General features: G+C 65.5%; 16 protein-coding genes. 13 read left to right on the forward strand and 3 right to left on the reverse strand.

Annotated elements, in window-relative coordinates; all coding sequences use genetic code 11:
* Positions 1-262: 262 nt before the first annotated feature.
* The 5 genes from AC1RT8_RS22995 to AC1RT8_RS23015 all read left to right on the forward strand — a co-directional run bounded on the left by AC1RT8_RS22995 (position 263) and on the right by AC1RT8_RS23015 (position 6,168).
* Entirely contained in the window at positions 263-1,621 is a 1,359-nt protein-coding gene (locus AC1RT8_RS22995) for an amidohydrolase family protein (protein ID WP_493078678.1), read from the forward strand.
* Positions 1,618-2,910, forward strand: coding sequence for an MFS transporter (locus AC1RT8_RS23000; protein WP_493078679.1), 1,293 nt, complete (start codon positions 1,618-1,620; stop codon positions 2,908-2,910). The genes AC1RT8_RS22995 and AC1RT8_RS23000 overlap by 4 nt, the downstream gene beginning before the upstream one ends.
* Positions 2,911-2,991: 81 nt before the next feature.
* Positions 2,992-3,381: a c-type cytochrome gene (locus AC1RT8_RS23005; protein ID WP_493078680.1), complete on the forward strand. Its 390-nt coding sequence runs from the start codon at positions 2,992-2,994 to the stop codon at positions 3,379-3,381.
* 61 nt (positions 3,382-3,442) lie between these two features.
* Positions 3,443-4,681: an iron-containing alcohol dehydrogenase gene (locus AC1RT8_RS23010; RefSeq protein WP_493078682.1), complete on the forward strand. Its 1,239-nt coding sequence runs from the start codon at positions 3,443-3,445 to the stop codon at positions 4,679-4,681.
* Positions 4,681-6,168: an NAD-dependent succinate-semialdehyde dehydrogenase gene (locus tag AC1RT8_RS23015; RefSeq protein ID WP_493078684.1), complete on the forward strand. Its 1,488-nt coding sequence runs from the start codon at positions 4,681-4,683 to the stop codon at positions 6,166-6,168. The genes AC1RT8_RS23010 and AC1RT8_RS23015 overlap by 1 nt, the downstream gene beginning before the upstream one ends.
* Before the next feature lie 202 nt (positions 6,169-6,370).
* On the opposite strand, the gene AC1RT8_RS23020 is transcribed toward AC1RT8_RS23015, so the two are convergent.
* The 3 genes from AC1RT8_RS23020 to AC1RT8_RS23030 form a co-directional block, all read right to left on the reverse strand.
* A complete protein-coding gene (locus AC1RT8_RS23020) occupies positions 6,371-7,150 on the reverse strand; it encodes an enoyl-CoA hydratase (RefSeq protein WP_493078685.1) in 780 nt (259 codons plus the stop codon).
* Positions 7,147-8,337 carry a CaiB/BaiF CoA transferase family protein gene (locus tag AC1RT8_RS23025; RefSeq protein ID WP_493078687.1) on the reverse strand — a complete coding sequence of 397 codons (1,191 nt, stop codon included), beginning with the start codon at positions 8,335-8,337 and terminating at the stop codon, positions 7,147-7,149. The genes AC1RT8_RS23020 and AC1RT8_RS23025 overlap by 4 nt, the downstream gene beginning before the upstream one ends.
* Before the next feature lie 67 nt (positions 8,338-8,404).
* The gene (locus AC1RT8_RS23030; protein WP_493078688.1) at positions 8,405-9,661 is read right to left on the reverse strand and encodes an MFS transporter; all 1,257 of its coding nucleotides are present in this window, start codon (positions 9,659-9,661) and stop codon (positions 8,405-8,407) included.
* 210 nt (positions 9,662-9,871) lie between these two features.
* Between AC1RT8_RS23030 and AC1RT8_RS23035 the strand changes: the two genes are divergently transcribed.
* The 8 genes from AC1RT8_RS23035 to AC1RT8_RS23070 all read left to right on the forward strand — a co-directional run bounded on the left by AC1RT8_RS23035 (position 9,872) and on the right by AC1RT8_RS23070 (position 18,220).
* Complete coding sequence (locus tag AC1RT8_RS23035; RefSeq protein WP_493078690.1) at positions 9,872-10,804, forward strand: cupin domain-containing protein; 933 nt, start codon at positions 9,872-9,874, stop codon at positions 10,802-10,804.
* The gene (locus tag AC1RT8_RS23040) at positions 10,801-12,711 is read left to right on the forward strand and encodes a pyrroloquinoline quinone-dependent dehydrogenase (protein WP_493078691.1); all 1,911 of its coding nucleotides are present in this window, start codon (positions 10,801-10,803) and stop codon (positions 12,709-12,711) included. Before AC1RT8_RS23035 ends, AC1RT8_RS23040 begins: the two co-directional genes overlap by 4 nt.
* Positions 12,712-12,737: 26 nt before the next feature.
* Positions 12,738-13,079 (forward strand): c-type cytochrome, encoded by a 342-nt coding sequence (locus AC1RT8_RS23045; protein WP_493078693.1) that lies wholly within the window; start codon positions 12,738-12,740, stop codon positions 13,077-13,079.
* Between the two features lie 48 nt (positions 13,080-13,127).
* The gene (locus tag AC1RT8_RS23050) at positions 13,128-14,138 is read left to right on the forward strand and encodes an SMP-30/gluconolactonase/LRE family protein (protein ID WP_493078695.1); all 1,011 of its coding nucleotides are present in this window, start codon (positions 13,128-13,130) and stop codon (positions 14,136-14,138) included.
* Between the two features lie 129 nt (positions 14,139-14,267).
* Positions 14,268-16,373 (forward strand): outer membrane protein assembly factor BamB family protein, encoded by a 2,106-nt coding sequence (locus AC1RT8_RS23055; RefSeq protein WP_493078697.1) that lies wholly within the window; start codon positions 14,268-14,270, stop codon positions 16,371-16,373.
* A 3-nt stretch (positions 16,374-16,376) separates the two neighbouring features.
* On the forward strand, positions 16,377-16,871 hold the full coding sequence (locus AC1RT8_RS23060) for a c-type cytochrome (RefSeq protein ID WP_493078698.1): 495 nt from the start codon (positions 16,377-16,379) through the stop codon (positions 16,869-16,871).
* A gap of 159 nt (positions 16,872-17,030) precedes the next feature.
* A complete protein-coding gene (locus tag AC1RT8_RS23065; RefSeq protein WP_493078700.1) occupies positions 17,031-17,792 on the forward strand; it encodes a GntR family transcriptional regulator in 762 nt (253 codons plus the stop codon).
* Positions 17,793-18,061: 269 nt separating this feature from the next.
* Entirely contained in the window at positions 18,062-18,220 is a 159-nt protein-coding gene (locus AC1RT8_RS23070; protein WP_493078702.1) for a hypothetical protein, read from the forward strand.
* Positions 18,221-18,676 lie beyond the last annotated feature (456 nt).

Here is an 18,676-nt window from a genome sequence, read left to right on the forward strand (position 1 = left end):
TGCGCGAGGGGATACTCCCCGGCGCCGGCCTCGCGGCCGTACGACCTCCCGCTCGACAGGGTTCCATCCCTTCGAATTTCTCGCCTGCGCATGCCCTGACGGGGCCGAGGCCCGGCGGCGGTTGTTACACTACGGCCTTTTCCAAATTGCCCGATCGCGGTCTGTCGCAGGCTTCGGCCCGATGACGGCGGCGGGGACAAGAAAACGGGCGGCCAACGTCCGGAACAATGAAGGAGCGGGTCGTATGCGTGCTTGTGGCTGGATGAGTGTTGCCGCGTTGATGGCGGGGGCGCTGACCGCGGTGCCGGCCATGGCGAAGACCGTGGCGCTGTCGCACTTCACGCTGATCGATGGCACCGGCCGCGCACCGCTCAAGAATTCGGCGATGATCATCACCGACGGCAAGATCAGCTGGGTCGGCCCCGCGGCGAAGCTCAAGGTGCCGGCCGGCGTCCAGGTCAGGGACCTGACCGGCAAGTTCGTCATGCCCGGCATCATCGATAGCCATGTCCATCTCGGGCTGGTCGATGGCATCGCCCAGGACCTGAAATACTACACCCGCGAAAGCGTCGAACGGCAGCTCAGGCTCTACGCGGCATACGGCGTCACCTCGGTCCAGGTGCTCGGCACCGACAAGGACGAGATCCACGATATCGTCCGCGATATCCGCGCCGATCCGGCGGGCCGTGCGCGCGTCTGGACCGCAGGGCGCGGCGTCGTGTTCAAGGGCAGCTATGGCGGCGTGGTCGGGCTCCCGGCGCAGGTCGCGACGCCGGCCGAGGCCATCGCGATGGTCGATCGCGAAGCGGCCAAGGGCGCCGATTTCATCAAGCTGTGGGTCGATGACGAATTCGGCTCGATCGCCGAGCGCATGCCGCCCGCGATCAGCAGCGCGGTGATCGCCGAGGCGCACAAGGACGGCAAGAAGGCCGTCGCCCATGTCTTCTATTACGACAATGCCAAGGAACTGACCCGCGAGGGCGTCAACGGCTTTGCCCATTCGGTGCGCGACCGCGCGGTCGATGCGCCGCTGCTGTCGGCGATGAAAGCCAAGGGCGTGTGGCAGATCGCGGCGACACTCAGCCGCGAGGCGAGCTTCACCTACGACCTGCTGCCGTTCGTCGACGATCCCTTTTTCTCGCGCGGCGTGACGCCGCAAGTGATCGCCGACCTGAAGAAGCCCGAGCGGCGCACCCGCCTGTCCTCGTCGCCGACCTTCCCGAAATATCCGGCGGTCCTGAAATACGCGATGGAGAATTTCGGACGCGAGGCGAAGGCCGGCATCCCGTACGGCATGGGCACCGACAGCGGTCCCTCGGCGCGTTTCCCCGGCTATTTCGCGCATTGGGAACTCGAGTTGATGGTCAAGTCGGGCATCACGCCGCTCCAGGCACTGACCGCCGCGACCGGCAGCAACGCGAAGTTCATGGGCGCGACCAATGTCGGCACGATCGCACCGGCCAAGGCGGCCGACCTGCTCGTGCTCGACAAGGATCCGACCGCCGACATCCGCAACACGCGCGCGATCGACAGCGTCTATCTTGCCGGTGAGCAGGTGCCGACGATCTGGCAGACCTGCACCGGGCGCGCCGCCGATGCCTGCACGGGCGGCCCTAAGTGAGCGATAGCGCCCCAGGCGTGCGAGCCGCGCGGCCCACGCTCGTCCGGCACAAGGTGCTGTGGCTGACGGTGCTCGCTTATCTGATCACCTATATGGACCGCGTCGTCATCTCGACCGCGGCGCCGTCGATCCAGAAGGAATATGGCTTCCACGACGTGACGATGGGCTGGATCTTCGGCGCCTTCTCCATCTCCTACGCGCTGTTCCAGATTCCCGGCGGCTGGCTCGGCGACAAGTTCGGGCCGCGCCGCGCGCTGACCGGCGTGGTGCTCTGGTGGTCGACCTTCACCGCCGCGACCGCGCTGACCTGGTCGGCCGGATCGATGATCGTCACCCGTTTCCTGTTCGGCATGGGTGAGGCGGGCGCTTTCCCGATCGCCACCCGCTCGCTCTCGCGCTGGATGCTCCCGGCCGAGCGCGGCTGGGCGCAGGGCCTGACTCATGCCGGCGCGCGGCTCGGCGGGGCAGTGACACCGGTGTTCGTCGCGCTGCTGATCGTCGATTTCGGCTGGCGCATGCCGTTCATCGCCTTTGCGGCGGTCGGCGTCGCCTGGGCGATCTTCTGGTTCTGGTTCTACCGCGACAGCCCGCGCGAGCACGCCTCGGTGAACGAGGCGGAGCGCGTGATGATCGAGGAAGCGCTCGGCGAAGGCCGCGCCAAGGCCAGCGTGCCATGGGCAAAACTGCTGGCCCGGCCCCAGCTCTGGCTGCTGTCGGCGATGTATTTCTGCTACGCCTATTGCATCAACATCTTCCTGACGTGGTTCCCCAAATATCTCCACGACGCGCGGGGGTACGACATCGCGCTGATGGGCCTGTTCGCCAGCCTGCCGCTGATGGCCGGCGTGGTCGGCGATCTCGCCGGGGGTTGGTTCTCGGACCATCTGGTGAAGCGCGGGCGCGGTCTGTTGTTCGCGCGGCGCTGGGTGTCGGTGGTCGGTTTCGCGATCGCCGCGATCATGATCCCGCTCGCGACCGCATCGGACAGCCACATCGTCAGCATCGCCTGTTTCTGCCTCGCGCTGTTCGGCCTCGAACTGACGGTCGGCGTGTCCTGGGCGGTGACTCTCGATATCGGCGGCGCGTTCGCCGGATCGGTCTCGGCGGTGATGAACACCATCGGCAATCTCGGTGCCTTCGTCGCGGCGACGCTGACCGGCTATATCGTCTCGGCGAGCGGCTGGGGCGCTGCGTTCGGCGTGCTGGCCGGCCTGTGCGTGGCCGCCGCGCTGCTGATGTTCACGATCGACGCGTCGCGTCCGCTCATCCCAGAACCTGCGCATGAATGAGCGGAGCGGGGCATGCGGGGGCGCGTCGAGGGTGATGAAAACGAGTCCGGGGCAGGGATTCCTGTCCTCAGGAGGGTCGAAATGAAGTATCTTGTAGCGCTGACAACGTTTGTCATGATGGGAGGCGCGGCGGCCGCGATTTCGGCCGCGCCGCCGGGGAACGCCGTGAACGGTGCCGTGATCTTCAAGAAGTGCGCTTCGTGCCACAGCATGGATCCGTCGGGGAAGAACGGCCTCGGCCCCAATCTGCGCGGCGTGGCCGGGCGCAAGGCAGCGATGGTCGCCGGCTTTGCTTATTCGCCGGCGATGAAGGCGTCGGGTCTGGTCTGGAACGACCGGAATCTCGCCCGCTTCCTCGCCAGCCCCCGCCAGGCGGTCCCGGGCACCAGGATGATCTTCATCGGCCTGCCCAAGCCGCAGGATCAGGCGGATGTGATCGCCTACCTCAAGCAGAACAGCGCGAAGAAATAGTCCAGATGCGTATCCCCTCACTCTCTCGTTCGGCAGGCACTCAATGAATATTTTCGGCGCCATGCGTCTTCCCCGCTCGGTCCTGTTCGGCGTCGGTCAGCGCCGTGCCATCGGCAAGGTGACCGCCTCGCTCGGCAAGCGCGCGCTGATCTGCACCGATGCGCGCCTGGCCAGTGATCCGGCATTCAGGACGATGCTCGCCGATCTCGAAGAGGCAGGCGTCGAGACTCATGTCTATGACCAGACCCAGCCCGACCTGCCGGTCGAATCCATCCTCGAATGTGTCGAGCAGGTCCGCGGCTTCACCGCCGATGTCGTGCTCGGCATCGGCGGCGGCAGCTGCATGGATTTGTCGAAGGTCGTCGCGGTGCTGCTCGCGCATGGCGGCAGGATCAGCGACTATTATGGCGAGTTCAAAGTGCCGGGCCCGGTCCTGCCGCTGATCGCCGTGCCGACCACCTCGGGCACCGGCTCCGAGGTCACGCCCGTCGCCGTGGTGTCCGACAATGCGCTGGGTGCCAAGGTCGGCATCGCCAGCCCCTATCTGATCCCGATGGCGGCAATCTGCGATCCGGAGCTGACCGTCACCTGCCCCAAGGGCCTCACCGCCTGTTCCGGTTCCGACGCGATGACTCATGCGGTCGAGGCGTTTACCGCGCTCGCCCGACCGATCGACGCGATGCTGACCCAGGACCATGTTTTCGTCGGCAAGAATGCGCTGTCGGACCATTTTGCCAAACTGGCGGTGAAGTGCGTGTGGGACAGCCTCAAGACCGCCTATGACGATGGCAGCGATATGGCCGCGCGCGAGCAGCTGATGCTCGGCGCGCTCGCTGCCGGCTGCGCGTTCGGCGTGGCGGGCACGGCGGCGGCGCATGCGCTGCAATATCCCGTCGGCAATCTGACTCACACGGCGCATGGCGACGGCGTCGCGGCGCTGCTGCCCTATGTCATGCAGTTCAACCGTCCGGCCGCGGTTCCCGCGTTCGCCGAACTCGCTCGTGTCGTCGGTCTGGGATCGCCCGACGACAGCGAGGACATATTGTCCCAGCTCTTCATCGACGGCATCGCCGACCTGTTCGCGTCGGTCGATATTCCCACCTCGCTCAAGCAGCTCGGCCTGGCCGAAGACATGCAGGACTATGTCGCGGAGAACGGCCTGAAGGCGCAGCGTCTGATCAAGAACAATCCCCGTCCCCTCGATCTCGACGCGATGCGCAGCATCACCGGCGCCGCTTATGTCGGCGACCGCTCGCTGTTGCTCGATCGCGTGAATCAGAACCTCCAAAAGGCAGTATGATGGAATCCCTGAATAGTTACGCCGCCCCCGCCGCCGGCGAGCATGAAGCGCCGTTCGATGTCCCGACCGATCTGCTGATCGGCAACGCCTGGGTCGAGGGCTCCGCCCGCGGCCGCATCGAGATCGTCAATCCCTCGACCGGTGGCGTGCTGACCGCGATCGCCGACGGCACCGTCGAGGACGGGATCGCCTGTGTCGACGCGGCCGAGGCCGCCGCCGCCGCCTGGGCCGCCACCGCACCGCGTGCGCGCGCGACGATCCTGATGGCGTGCTGGGAAAAGATGATGGCGAACGCCGAGTGGCTCGCCCAGCTGATCAGCCTGGAGAATGGCAAGTCGCTGCCCGACGCGCGCGGCGAGGTCGGTTATGCCGCCGAATTCTTCCGCTGGTATGCCGAGGAAGCGGTGCGCATCAACGGCGAGCTGTCGGTGTCGCCCGCAGGCAACAACCGTATCCTGGTCCAGTATCAGCCGATCGGCATCTCGCTCCTGATCACGCCGTGGAACTTCCCGGCGGCGATGGCGACGCGCAAGATCGCGCCGGCGCTGGCGGCGGGCTGCACCGTCATCCTGAAGCCGGCGGCGGAGACCCCGCTGACCGCGCTTGCCGTCGCGCAGATCATGGTCGAAGCGGGCGTGCCCGCCGGCGTGGTCAATGTCATCAACACCAGCGATGCGCCGGGCGTGTGCCGGGCGATGCTGCACGATCCGCGCGTGCGCAAACTCAGCTTCACCGGGTCGACCGAAGTCGGACGGATTCTGCTGCGCGAATGCGCCGATCAGGTGCTCAGCGCCTCGATGGAGCTGGGCGGCAACGCGCCGTTCCTGGTGCTCGACGATGCCGATCTCGATGCGGCGATCGAGGGCGCGATGGTCGCCAAGATGCGCAACGCCGGCGAGGCCTGTACCGCAGCCAACCGCTTCTATGTCCAGCGCGGCATCTATGAGGCGTTCACGCAGAAGCTGGTCGAGCGCATGGGCGCGCTCAAGGTCGGCCCCGGCTATGAGGCCGCGACCGAATGCGGCGCGATGATCAACCGGGAAGCGATCGACAAGATCGAGATGCTGGTCGAGGATGCCAAGGCCAAGGGCGCGCGCGTCCTGCTCGGCGGCAAGACTCCGCATGGCGACGGCTTCTTCTACCCGCCGACGGTCATCGCCGACATCCATCCGGAGTCGGAGATCCTGACGACCGAGGTGTTCGGCCCGGTCGCGCCGATCACCGTGTTCGACGATGTCGAAGACGCCATCCGCCTCGCCAACGCCACCGAGTTCGGCCTGGCCGCCTATGTCTTCACCGGCGACCTGAAAAAGGGGCTCGCCATTTCGGAGCGGATCGAGGCCGGCATGGTCGCGCTCAATCGCGGCCTGGTGTCGGATGCCGCGGCGCCGTTCGGTGGCGTGAAGCAGAGCGGCCTGGGTCGCGAAGGTTCGCACCACGGCCTGCACGAATATACCGAAGCGAAATATATCGCCGTCAGCTGGTAACGGCTTTCATTGGATCGCAGGATGGCCGCTCCCGAAAGGGGGCGGCCGTTTAGTTTTGTGGGTGATCACTCCAAGCGTCATGCCGGACTTGTTCCGGCATCCGCCGTTCCGCAGACTCTCGGCTTTTGGATTTTCGGCACCGTAGACCCCGGAACAAGTCCGGGGTGACGGCGGAAGCAGAGTGCGGTTGGCCTTACGCCGCTCAGTCGCCGGTCCAGATCGGGGTCTTCTTGGTCTTGGCGAGGAAGTCGTGCACCCCGCGGCGGAAGTCGTTGCTGCCATAGACGTCGGCAATGAGCTGCTGGATGTCGGGCAGTCCGTCGAAGGTCAGTCGCCGGATTGTTTCCTTGGTCGTCTTGGTGGTGAGCGGAGCGTTCTCCGCCGCGCGCGCCACCAGTGCCTCGACCACGGCATCAAGCTCCTCGGGCTCGGCGATCTTGTGGAGGAAGCCGCTGTCGAGCAGCTCCTGCGCGGTGATCATCTCGCCGAGCAGTACCATGCGCCTGGCGATCTGCACGCCCACCGCGCCGCCGACCCGAGCGGTGCTGCTGGCCGACAGGCAATTGCCGATGGTGCGGCCGATCGGCGAGCCGAACTTCGCGTTCGGCGTCGCGATGCGGAAATCGCAGGCGGACGAGATGTTGATCCCGCCGCCGACCGCCCATCCCTCGACCACCGCGATGGTGATCGCCGGGATCCTGTCGATCGACCCCATGAAGACGTCGATCTCGTTCTCGTAATCGAGCCCGTCCTGCCCGCTCGAGAAATCGGCGAAGCTTGAAATGTCGGTGCCCGAGATGAACGCCTTGCCGCCGGTTCCGCGGAAGACGACGACTCGAACGGCGGGGTCATTGGCCAGCTGCACGCAGATGTCGTGCAGGTCGACCCACATCCGGTGAGTCAGGGCATTGTGCGCCGGCACATTGTCGAACCGGACTCGGGCGATCGCGCCGTCGCGTTCGAGGATGGTCTGGCCGGTCATTCGGCTGCCTCCGCGCTGGGTTCCGGCAGCAGGCCGCGCTCGCGCAGCTCGCGGCGGATCTCGTCGCCATGTTCGTTGATCAGCGGCGGGGGCAGGCGGACTTCCTGCGGCGTGCCGATCATCTTGACCGGGAAACCGAGCGACTTGAAACTTCCCTCGATCGGATGCGGCACGTCCATCACCATGTTGCGCGCGATCGCCTGTTCGCTCGCCATCGCCTGTTCGTAGTCGAGGATCGGGGCGGCGGGCACGCCGGCACCGAGCAGCGCATCGATCCATTCCTGGCTGGTGCGCGTCAGGAAGGTCGGGGCGAGTTCGGCGATCAGCTCGACCCGGTTGGCGACACGCGCCGCATTGGTCGAATAGTCGGGCACGTCCTGCAATTCCTCGCGGCCGAGGATCTTGAGGAAGGTCAGCCACAGCCCCTGATTGGCGGCACCAATGACGAACCAGCCATCCTTGGCCAGCACCGCCTGATAGGGGCCCGACATGCGGTTGGCGGAGCCGATCGGGGTCGGCGACTTGCCGGTGCCCCAGAGTTCGGTCGTCTCCCAGATCGACAGGCCCATTGCCGCTTCGAGCAGCGAGGCGTCGATATATTGCCCGACGCCCGATGTCGCGCGGCCGATCACCGCGCTCAGGATGGCATAGACCGAGAAGAGGCCCGCACCGAGATCGGCGACGGCGATCGAGTTCTTGGCCGGCTCCATGCCGGGAAAGCCATTCGAGCTGAGCACGCCCGACATCGCCTGCGCGATCAGGTCGAATCCGGGGCGCTGCGCCCAGGGGCCGGTCTGGCCGAAGCCCGAGATGCTGGCATAGATCAGCCGCGGGTTGATCGCGCTGAGCGTATCATAGCCCATGCCCAATCGGGCGGCGACGCCCGGCCGGGCATTCTCGACCACCACGTCAGCGGTCCTGACCAGGGCGTAAAGCACCTCTCTATCGGCATCGTTCTTGAGGTCGAGCGTGATGCTCCGCTTGTTGCGGTTGAGCGCGAGGAAGCCGGGGCTGTCCTCGCCCTTCAGGCGGAAACCCATCGAATGCCGCGTCGAATCGCCCGTTTTCGGCGGCTCGATCTTGATCACGTCGGCGCCCATGTCGCCCAGCAGCATGCAGCAGAACGGGCCTGCCATGACCTGGGTGATATCGAGCACCCGGATGCCGGAAAGCGGCAGCGTCGTCATTCAATGTCTTCCTTCATACGCGCCGCCCGCCGACGGCAATACAGTGAGGTGTTGCCCGTCGGCGAAATCAGGCGGCAACCGCGAGATGGGGCGGGGCCGGCCGCTCGGCAACGATCAGCCGGTCAGGCCGAACGAAACACCAGGCGACCGCTCCGACGACCGCCAGGATGGCGGCCGTGCCGAACGCTGCGATCCAGCCATATTCAGCGGCGATCCACGGCGTCAGCGACGCGGTGATCGCGCCGCCGATCTGGCATCCCATGTTCATGAAGCCCGATACGACGCCTGTATGCGGCCCGGCGATGTCGGCGGTGACCGACCAGAAAGAGCTTTGCGACAGATAGAGCGCGCCCGCGCCGCCCGCCAGGATCACCACGGCCAGCCCGGTGCCGGTCACCTGCGATCCCGCGGCGAGGAATCCGGCGGTCAGGATGAAAGCGACGACCGCAAGGCCGCACCGGCCCCAGAACAGGCCGTATTTCCTGGCGATGCGGTCATTGGCGACGCCGCCGGTCAGGCAGCAGATGGTCATCGCGATGAACGGCATCATGGAATAGAGCGCGCTCGCCTTCAGATCGACGTGACGCGCCTCGGCCAGATAGATGAAGAACCAGCTGAAGAAGAGCCAGGCGACATAGCCGAAGCAGAAATAGCTGACGAAGAGGCCCCAGACGTTGCGGTCGGTCAGGATCGCGCCCCAGGGCGTGGGCGGCGCGACACCGGTCAGGGGGACGGGGAGGCCAGCCCGGATATGAGCGAGTTCCGATTCCGAGACGCGGGGATGCTCCTCCGGCCGGTCGCGGGCGAGGATGTACCAGATGGCGCCCACGACGATGCCGATCAGCGCGCAGGCATAGAAGGACAGACGCCACCCGCCGAACACGATGATCGCGGTGATCAGCGGCGGGGTCAGCCCCGCGCCGGCACCGACCCCGGCGAAGATCCAGCCATTGGCCTTGCCGCGCTCCTGGATCGGGATCCAGCGCGACAGGAACTGGTTGCCCGCCGGATAGATCACCGCTTCACCCGCGCCGAGCAGGAAGCGCACGACGATCAGCTGAAGCACCGTGCTCCCGAAGGACGGGGAGACCAGGGCGGTCGCGGCGGAGAGGATGCCCCACCAGATGACACCATAGGTGAGGACCTTACGCGGCCCGATCCTGACGGCGAGCCAGCCCGCCGGGACCTGGAACGCGGCATAGCCGATCAGGAAGGCGCTGAAGACCCAGCCCAGGTGAATCTGGTCGATCCCATACTCCTGACGCATCTGCACGCCCGCGACCGAAATGTTGGTCCGGTCGAGGAACGCGACCGCGCTCAGCAAAAAAAGCAGGAAAATCAATAAGACCCGCACGCGCGAGCGCCTCGCTTCCGTCATCATGGTTTATCCCCTCGCCAGTCCTCGTCCTGTCGCCGATCGGCTCAGGATCATATTGTATATGATATTGCACCCTGCTAGCATCCGTCGAAACAAAGAACAACGTCCCAGCCGGACCCGCGAGGGACCGGCCGTGATGCCGAGGGGAGATCTGGGTTGAGGAAGCACTATCTGGCGTGCGCGCTCGTCGCGCCGATGCTCCATGCTGCGGCTGGTCATGCGCAGTCCGCTGTTCCGGCCCCATCCGCCAGGACCCTGGCGCAGCGCATCGGCCACACCGATCCGGGCAAATTCCGTCACAGCGAGGGCGTTCATGCCGGCGCCGGATCCATGGAGTTCGGAGCGATCTTCGGCGCCGACGCGCTCAGCACCAATCTGATCTTCGTCCATCGCGGGGTGATCGCGCCGAAAAGCGGCATCGGCGAACACTTCCACAACAATTGCGAAGAGATGTTCGTCATCCTCGACGGCGAGGCGCAGTTCACGATCAACGGCCATACCTCGCTCATCAAGGGCCCGGCCGCGGTACCCGACCGGATGGGTCAGGCGCACGGCATCTACAACTCCACTGACAAGCCTGTGCAGTGGGTCAATATCAATGTTGGGCTGACCAAAACCTACGATGCGTTCAACCTGAACGATCCGCGCACCGATGTGACGCTCGATCCGATCCCGCAGTTTATTTCGGCGCGTTTCGATCCGGCCCAGCTGCGCCCGGTCGCCGGCATGGATGGCGGCACCGCCAGCGTGCAATATCGCCGTGCGTTCGAGCCGAGCGTCTTCTCGACGCCCTGGTCCTATGTCGATCATCTGCGCATTCCCGCGGGCGCCTCGGTCGGCGCGCGGACCATGGTGGAGATGAGCGAAGTCTATCTGGTTCTCTCGGGCGACGGCGAGGTGACCATCGGGTCCGAGACCGCGCCCATTCATACCGGGGACGTCGTCCCGGTCGACCTTGGGCAATCCCGGTCGATCCGATCGACAGGAGCGGCACCCCTAGACATGATGGTGATCGGTGTAGCGAAGGACCTCGCGTCCAAGGCGTCGTACATGGCTGCACAGGCCGCTCGTCCGAGGGCCGCCCGTTGAGGATCGCTCTGCTGCTCGCGGGGGCCGCGACGATCGCCGCCTCCGCCCATGCCGCCCCCGCGGGCAAGGATTGGCCAAGCTACGGCAATGATCAGGGGGCGTCGCGCTATTCGCCGCTTACCCAGATCACGCCGCAGAATGTCGACAAGCTCCAGGTCGCCTGGACCTATAACATGAAGCCGTCCAATTTCGTCGTGCCCGCCTTCCCGGTGAACCCCGAGGCACCGGTCAACATGCTGCCCCCGCAACGGCCGCGCTTCTCCTCGTCGCAGGCGACGCCGATCGTGATGAACGGCGTGATGTATTTCCCCTCGCCCTACGGCAGGGTCGTCGCGCTCGATGCCGACACCGGCAAGGAGATCTGGGCATATCAGATGCCCGAACGCGACCAGGCTTCGACTCGCGGCGTGCAATATTGGCCGGGTTCCGGGAAGGCGAAGCCCCAGATCGTGTTCGGCACGCGTTCGGGCCGGCTGATCGCGCTCGATGCCGCGACCGGCGTGCCGGTGCCCGGCTTCGGCGAGGATGGCGTGGTCAATCTGAAGACGCCGGAGATCATGAACGGCAACCCGAACGGCCAATACGGCATGACCGGGCCGCCGGCCATTTATGGCGACCTGATCATCACCGGCTCGCGGGTTCAGGAAACGCCGTCACTCGGCGCGCGCGGCGATGTGCGCGCTTGGGATGCGCGCAGTGGCAAGCTGGTCTGGACCTTCAACACCGTGCCTGGCCCGGGCGAGCCGGGCCATGAGACCTGGGCAGGCGATGGCTGGAAGAACCGGTCGGGCAATAACGTCTGGACCCAGATCGTCGTCGATGAGAAGCGCGGCATCGCCTATCTGCCGATCGCGGCGCCCAGTTTCGATCGCTGGGGCGGGGACCGCAAGGGCGACAATCTCTACGGCAACTCGATCGTCGCGGTCGATGCGAACAACGGCAAATATCTCTGGCACTTCCAGGTCGTGCATCACGACATCTGGGACGTCGACCTGCCCGCCGCGACCCTGATTGACGTCAGGAAGAACGGCCGCACCATCCCGGCGATCGCCGTGATGAGCAAGATGGCAATCATGTTCATCCTCGATCGGGTCACCGGCAAGCCGATCTACGACGTCAAGGAAGTGCCGGTCCCGACCGACACCGATATCCCGGGCGAGTTCCCGTCGCCGACCCAGCCGATGCCCTCGGCGCCGCCGCCGCTTACCCGCCTGTCGTTCGACATGTCGGACATGGCGGCGATGACGCCGGACGTGAAGCGGCGCTGCCAGAAAGTGGCCGACGATTACAAGATCGTCTCGAGCAAGATGTTCCAGCCGCTCCGCGCGGATTCGGCGGTCGCCTTCTTTCCGGGCAGCCTTGGCGGCATCGATTATGGCGGGGGCGCCTTCGATCCGAAACAGGGCCTCTACCTCACCAACGTCAATTCGCTGGCCAGCCCGCAGCAGCTTGCCAAACAGGCTGACGGCTCCTGGGGCCTGGCCCGCGGATACGTCTATTTCTGGGATCGCGAGACCCGCATTCCGTGCGGCCCGCCGCCCTGGGGCGAGATGGTCGCGGTCAACGTCAACAGCGGCAAGATCGCGTGGCGCGTGCCGCTCGGCACCACCGACACGCTGCCCGAGGGTATGCGCGACACCGGGCGGCTGAGTTCGGGCGCCCCGATCGTCACCGCGACGGGCCTCGCCTTTTTCGGCGGCACCGATGAGAACAGGATGCGCGCCTTCGACACGCGGACCGGCAAGGTGTTGTGGACCGCGACCCTGCCCGCGGCGATCTATGGCTCGGCGATCAGCTATGCCGGCAAGAATGGCCGCCAATATGTCGCGGCGGTCGATACCGGCGGGTTCAACGGGTCGCCGGTGTCGAGCGACGCGGTGCTGGCGTTTGCCCTACCGAAAAAGTGACGATGTAACTGGAGTATCGCGTCGAAATGTTTGCACGGAAGATTGCGTTGAATGTGATGGGCCTGGCCTTTGCGGTCGTGGCGGCTCGTGGGCTTGAGGCGCAGAGCGCACCACCGGCTCCGGCGCCTGCCAGCACCGCGCCGGTACCGCCGCCCGGTCCCGCGCTCGTCGTGATCAACGAACGCTGCAGCACCTGCCATTCGACCGCGAGCGTGTTCAACCAGCGGCGCAGCGCCGATGACTGGGCAGCGACGGTGCAGTTGATGGTCGATCGCGGCGCCGACCTGACGCCCGACGATATGACCATGGTGATCGACTATCTCGCGGCGAATTTCGGGCCCGAACCGGCCAAGCCCGCGGCGAACTAGGGCCCGGGTTTCCGGCCGAACGAGAACAACCCTGGAGGGGATAGAGCGATGAAGTCAGTACTGAAATACGCGCTGGTCATGGGTGCCGTGACGGCGGCGGTCGGTGCCTCGATCGCCCAAACGCCGGCCGCGCCTGTGTCCGAGGTCGTCCGCCTCGATCCCGCGCTCGACGTGCTGATCGCGCCCGACGCGCAGATCGAGAAGATCGCGACCGGCTTCAAGTTCGTCGAGGGCCCTATGTGGCGCGAAGGGCGACTGTGGTTCTCCGACGTCGGCGGCGAGGAGATTCGCGCGGTCACGCCCGACGGCAAGGTCGAACTGCTCGTCGATCATGCCGGCGGCTATCCCAATCCCAAGCCGGGCAAGACGCTCGGGCCGAACGCGATGGTGACCGACAAGGACGGCACGATCCTCTATGCCCAGCAGGGCGGCCGCAACCTGTCGCGGCTCGACGCGAAGCTTGCAATCAAGCCGTTCCTCAGCACCTATCAAGGCAAGAGGATCAACAGCCCGAACGACCTGGTCTTCGCCAGGGACGGCGCGCTCTGGTTCACCGATCCGCCCTTCGGCCCGATGAACATGGAGCCGTCGCCACCGCTCGAACAGCCCTTCGCCGCGGTCTATCGCTATGCCGGGGGCAGACTGACGCCGATGGTCACCGACCTGAAGCTGCCCAACGGCCTCGCTTTCTCGAACGACGGCAAGACCTTCTATGTCAACAGCTATGGGCCGGAGATGTTCACCCGGGCTTATGACGTGGGCAAGAACGGCGCATTGTCCAACCCGCGCGTGCTGTTCGCTTATGATCGCAGCATGGGCCGCGGCGGTCCGGATGGCCTCAAGACCGATGTCACGGGCAATGTCTGGAGCACCGGCCCGGGCGGCATCCGCATCATTTCGCCGCAGGGCAAACTGCTCGGCCAGATCAAGCTGCCCGAAGTCGCCGCCAACCTCGCCTGGGGCGGCATGGACGGCAAGGACCTCTATTTCACCGGCTCGACCAGCATCTATCGTCTGCGGACCAGGATCGCCGGCACGCCGCCGCTCTACAAGCGCTGATCGGCTCGACACATCTGGTGGCCCTGCCGGCAAATCACGGACATCGCGATATATCCTATAGGATAGGTGTTTCCTGTGGTAGCCGGCATTCAGGGCAGCGCAAGAGTGCCCGACATAGGGAGTGATTGAATGTCGAATCTGTCCAGACGCACGCTTTTGCTGAGCACCGGTGCCACGCTGCTGCTGGCGAAGACGGGGGCGTTCGCCCAGGGCAAGGCGGCCGGCTGGACCCCGCCGGCCATTCCGCCGCACGATCCCAAGGTCGATACCGAATGGCGCCATTATGCCGCCGACCAGGCGAACACGCGCTACGCCCCGCTCGACCAGATCAACGCGTCGAACTTCAACAATCTCGAGGTCGCCTGGCGCTTCAAGACCGACGCGCTCGGCACGCGGAAGGAATATCAGTTCGAGGCGACGCCCTTGCTGGTCAGGGGCCGGCTGTTCCTGACCGCCGGCGCGCGCCGCGATTGCATCGCGCTCGACGCAGCCACTGGCGAGATGCTGTGGATGTACCGTATCGACGAGGGCAAGCGCGCGCAGAACGCGCCGCGCCAGCTCTCGGGCCATGGCTGCTCCTATTGGACCGACGGCAATATCGAGCGCGTCCTGTTCGTGACGGTCGGCTATCAGCTCGTCTGCCTCGACGCCGCGACCGGCCACCCCGACACCGCGTTCGGGGTGAACGGCATTGTCGATCTGAAGAAGGATTTCGATCAGGAGATCGACCCGATCACCGCCGATGTCGGCCTCCATGCGACGCCTTTGGTGGTGAAGGACATGGTCGTGGTCGGCGCAGCGCACACGTCGGGCGACGTGCCGACGACGCGCTTCAACGTGAAGGGCTATGTCCGTGCGTTCGACATACGCACCGGCAAGCGCAAATGGATTTTCCATACGATCCCCAAAAAGGGTCAATATGGCTATGACAGCTGGATCGGCGGCGATGCAGATCAGGCCGGCAATACCGGCGTCTGGGCCCAGATGTCGGCCGATGAGGAACTGGGTCTCGTCTATCTGCCGGTCGAGCTGCCCACCGGCGACGAGATGGGCATGTATCGCCGCGGTAATGCGCTCTACGGCGAATCGCTGGTCGCGGTCGATGTGAACACCGGCGAGCGGCGCTGGCATTATCAGATGGTGCATCACGGCCTGTGGGACCGCGATCTGCCCTGCGCGCCGATCCTGTGCGACATCCCGGTCGCGGGCAGGATGGTCAAGGCGCTGGCCCAGCCGACCAAACAGGCCTGGCTCTATGTGCTCAACCGCGAAACGGGCAAGCCGATCTGGCCGATCGTCGAGCGCAAGGTCCAGGCGGGCGACGTGCCCGGCGAATGGTATTCGCCGACCCAGCCCTTCGTCACCAGGCCGCCCGCTTATGATCGCCAGGGCACGGGTCCTGAAAACCTGATCAACTTCACGCCCGAGCTGCACGCCGAGGCGCTCGAGCTGGTCAAGAACTACGTCACCGGCCCCCTGTTCACCCCGCCAACGCTCAGCAGGGAAGGCGGGCCGTTCGGCACGCTCGTCGCGCCGGGGCTGCAGGGCGGCACCAACTGGCCGGGCGGCTGCTACGATCCCGAGACGTGCAAACTCTATGTCTATTCGAAGACCACGATCGGCCTGATCGGCATCGTGCCGAGCAACGACAAGAATGTGTCGGACTTCGCCTATGTCCATGGCATCACCGGCATTCCGCCCCAGCCGCAATTCTCGATGGGTGCGGCGATGCCCGAGGGCGGCCGTCCGCAGCGTCCGCCGGCCGCGCCGCCCAAGCCTGGCGTACCGCGGCCCGGCCCGCTCACCGTGCAGGGCCTGCCGCTGATCGCACCGCCCTATGGCCGCATCACTGCGCTCGACCTGACCAAAGGCGATATCGCCTGGCAGATCGCGCATGGCGAGACGCCCGACAATATCCGCAACCATCCCGCGCTCAAGGGCCTGAAGATCCCGCGCACCGGGCGTGAGGGCAATCTCGGGCCGCTCTGTACCAGGTCGCTGGTGATTTGCGGCGAATCGGGCTTTTTCACCAACGAGCAGGGCATCCGCGGTGCCATGCTGCGCGCTTATGACAAGGCGACAGGCGAGGAGAAGGGCGCGGTCTATATCCCCGCCCCGCAAAGCGGCTCGCCCATGACCTATATGCTTGGGGGCAAGCAATATCTCGTCGTTGCGATCGGCGGCGGCAACTACAGCGGCGAACTCGTCGCTTTCAAACTGCCCAAGGAGGCGTGAACGATGAAGGTCGGGTGGACGATCAATGGCGAGGCTGGCCAGCTTCATGGCCTTCCTGGTGGCCGTGCGGCGCTTGTTGTCGCGGCCGCCATGCTGACGACGGCGATTGCGTCGGTCGCCACCCATGCCCAGGCCCCGGCCGGATCGGTCTGGGCCGGCGCTTATACCGCCGAGCAGGCAACCCGCGGCAAGGCGGCCTATGCCGACAATTGCGCCGCCTGCCACGGTCCGACCCTGACGGGCGGCGATTCGGCCCCGCCGCTTGCCGGAAGCAACTTCCTCAACAACTGGAACAACACCAGCACGGCGGATCTGTTCTCGCGCATCCACGATACGATGCCGGCGCAGGATCCGGGCAGCCTCGGCGGCAAGACGGTTTCGGATATCGAGGCCTTCATCCTCCAGACCAACGGCTTCCCGGCGGGCACGGCGGCGCTCGCGTCCGATCCGCAACTGATGGGCGACACCAAGATCCTGGGCACCAAGCCGGGCCAATAGTCCCGGTTTCCGCGAAGGGCGCGCCGGGTGCGGCGTGCCCTTGCGGCGGCGATAGGTCCATTGTCATCCTATCGCCCTGCGATCGTCCTTTCCCGCAGTGATCCGATATCCTATAGGTGTTGCATAGACGCCACGGCGCCGCTGCATGTCGAGACCTAGATGGACAATTCCGACTCCCCCATTGCCTTCCCGCCCGCAGGCTATCGTTCGCCGCGGCCCGCCCCGGTGCCGACTCTGGTCGCCTGGGCGCATGAGCATCTCCTGTCGATGCTGGTCTCGATGGAGATCGCACCGGGCACGCGGATCGGCATCGATGCCGTCGCGCGCAAGCTCGGCATCTCGCAGACCCCGATCCGCGAGGCGCTGAGCCGGCTCGAGGCCGAGAAGCTCGTCATCAAGGTCCCCAATGTCGGCTATCACGCCAGCGCGCAGATGACGCCGTCCGAGGTCAGCGACCTTTATGCGCTGCGCCAGCTGATCGAGCCCTATGCCGCCGCCCGCGCCGCCGAATCGATGAACGACGAGATGCTGCGCCAGCTCTCGGCGATGGAAGAGGAAATGGACCGGATCCAGGCGGAAACCGGCGTCGCTTACGCCCGCTTCGCCGAGGCGGATGCGATGCTGCACAGCCTGGTCGCCACCGGCAGCGGCAACCATCTGATCGCGGAGACGATCGAGCGCCTGCACATGCACCTCCACATCTTCCGCTTCCTGTTCAACACCAATGCCCCGCAGGAAGCCGCGCAGGAACATGCCGAGATCATCCACGCGCTGCTCGCGCGCGATCCGGCGGCGGCCGAGGCGGCGATGCGCGTCCATCTGGAGCGCTCGCGCATCCGCATGGAGGAGGCATCGGTCCGTATCGCGGCTCGCGTCCCGGCCGAGCCGCGTACCGCCGGCGGCCCTCGCCGCGAATTATGATGGGCCTGGCGGCTGCTGATGCCGGCAGCCATCGCCGATTATCCCGATAGTGTCGGTGCAGGGCTTCGCGCTGCAGCGGGCCAGGCACGGGCTCTCTGCGGATGCGATCGATTCGCAACAACCGCCTTATTAATTAAAAAACATGTCATGTTGGCCCAGGACGGGGCAAGCATTGATGTCGATCAAGTGAATCACCGATTCAGCCCTTGCAGAAAGGACTCGATAAAACCTAGCCTCGGCGCCAACGAATTGGGGGGTTCGTCGGCATCATGCAACAGCTTCTCGGCTATATTACTATCGTCGTCGTCGCAGCGACGCCCATCGTGGCGATCGCTTTCCTGCGCTACAGAAGCGGTCGGGAACGGCGCGAGCGTCGCAGGACGCGCGCCGACCTGACCGGAATCGTCCGTTCCGATCGCAGCAAATGACCCACTTGGGCTAGGCCAAAGCGATGGTGGATCCGGTATTATGCAGCGAGAGTATGAGCGGGTATCGCTGGCCAATCACCCCGGATTCCCCGCTTTTGCTGGTCATCTGCCGCAATCCCGGCCTTCGGACATCAACGTCTTACCGTCTTCGGTTAGCTCTCGTCCGCCAGCCTCGGTTAGCAATGGCTGGCTACAAGGTTCGCTTGAGATGACTGCTGTTGGAGCGCTCTGCGATAGAGCGCGAAGATAGCGTCGTCGTGCTGCGTCAGCAGTAGCCTTGGCATGCTGATATATCTGTTCCGCTCTTCGATCGGCAGCTGTGACAGCTTCTTTCTGAGCGGGCGAGGCGGTCGGCGAACTCGTAACCGCGATTTTTTGCTCTAGGCCGTAGACTCATAAACGCGGAGCCACAGGCGCATTGATGCGATCTGGACCATGGCGAGGAAGTTCTCCGCC

It is taken from the genome of Sphingomonas sp. GW821-FHT10F11 (assembly GCF_058809095.1).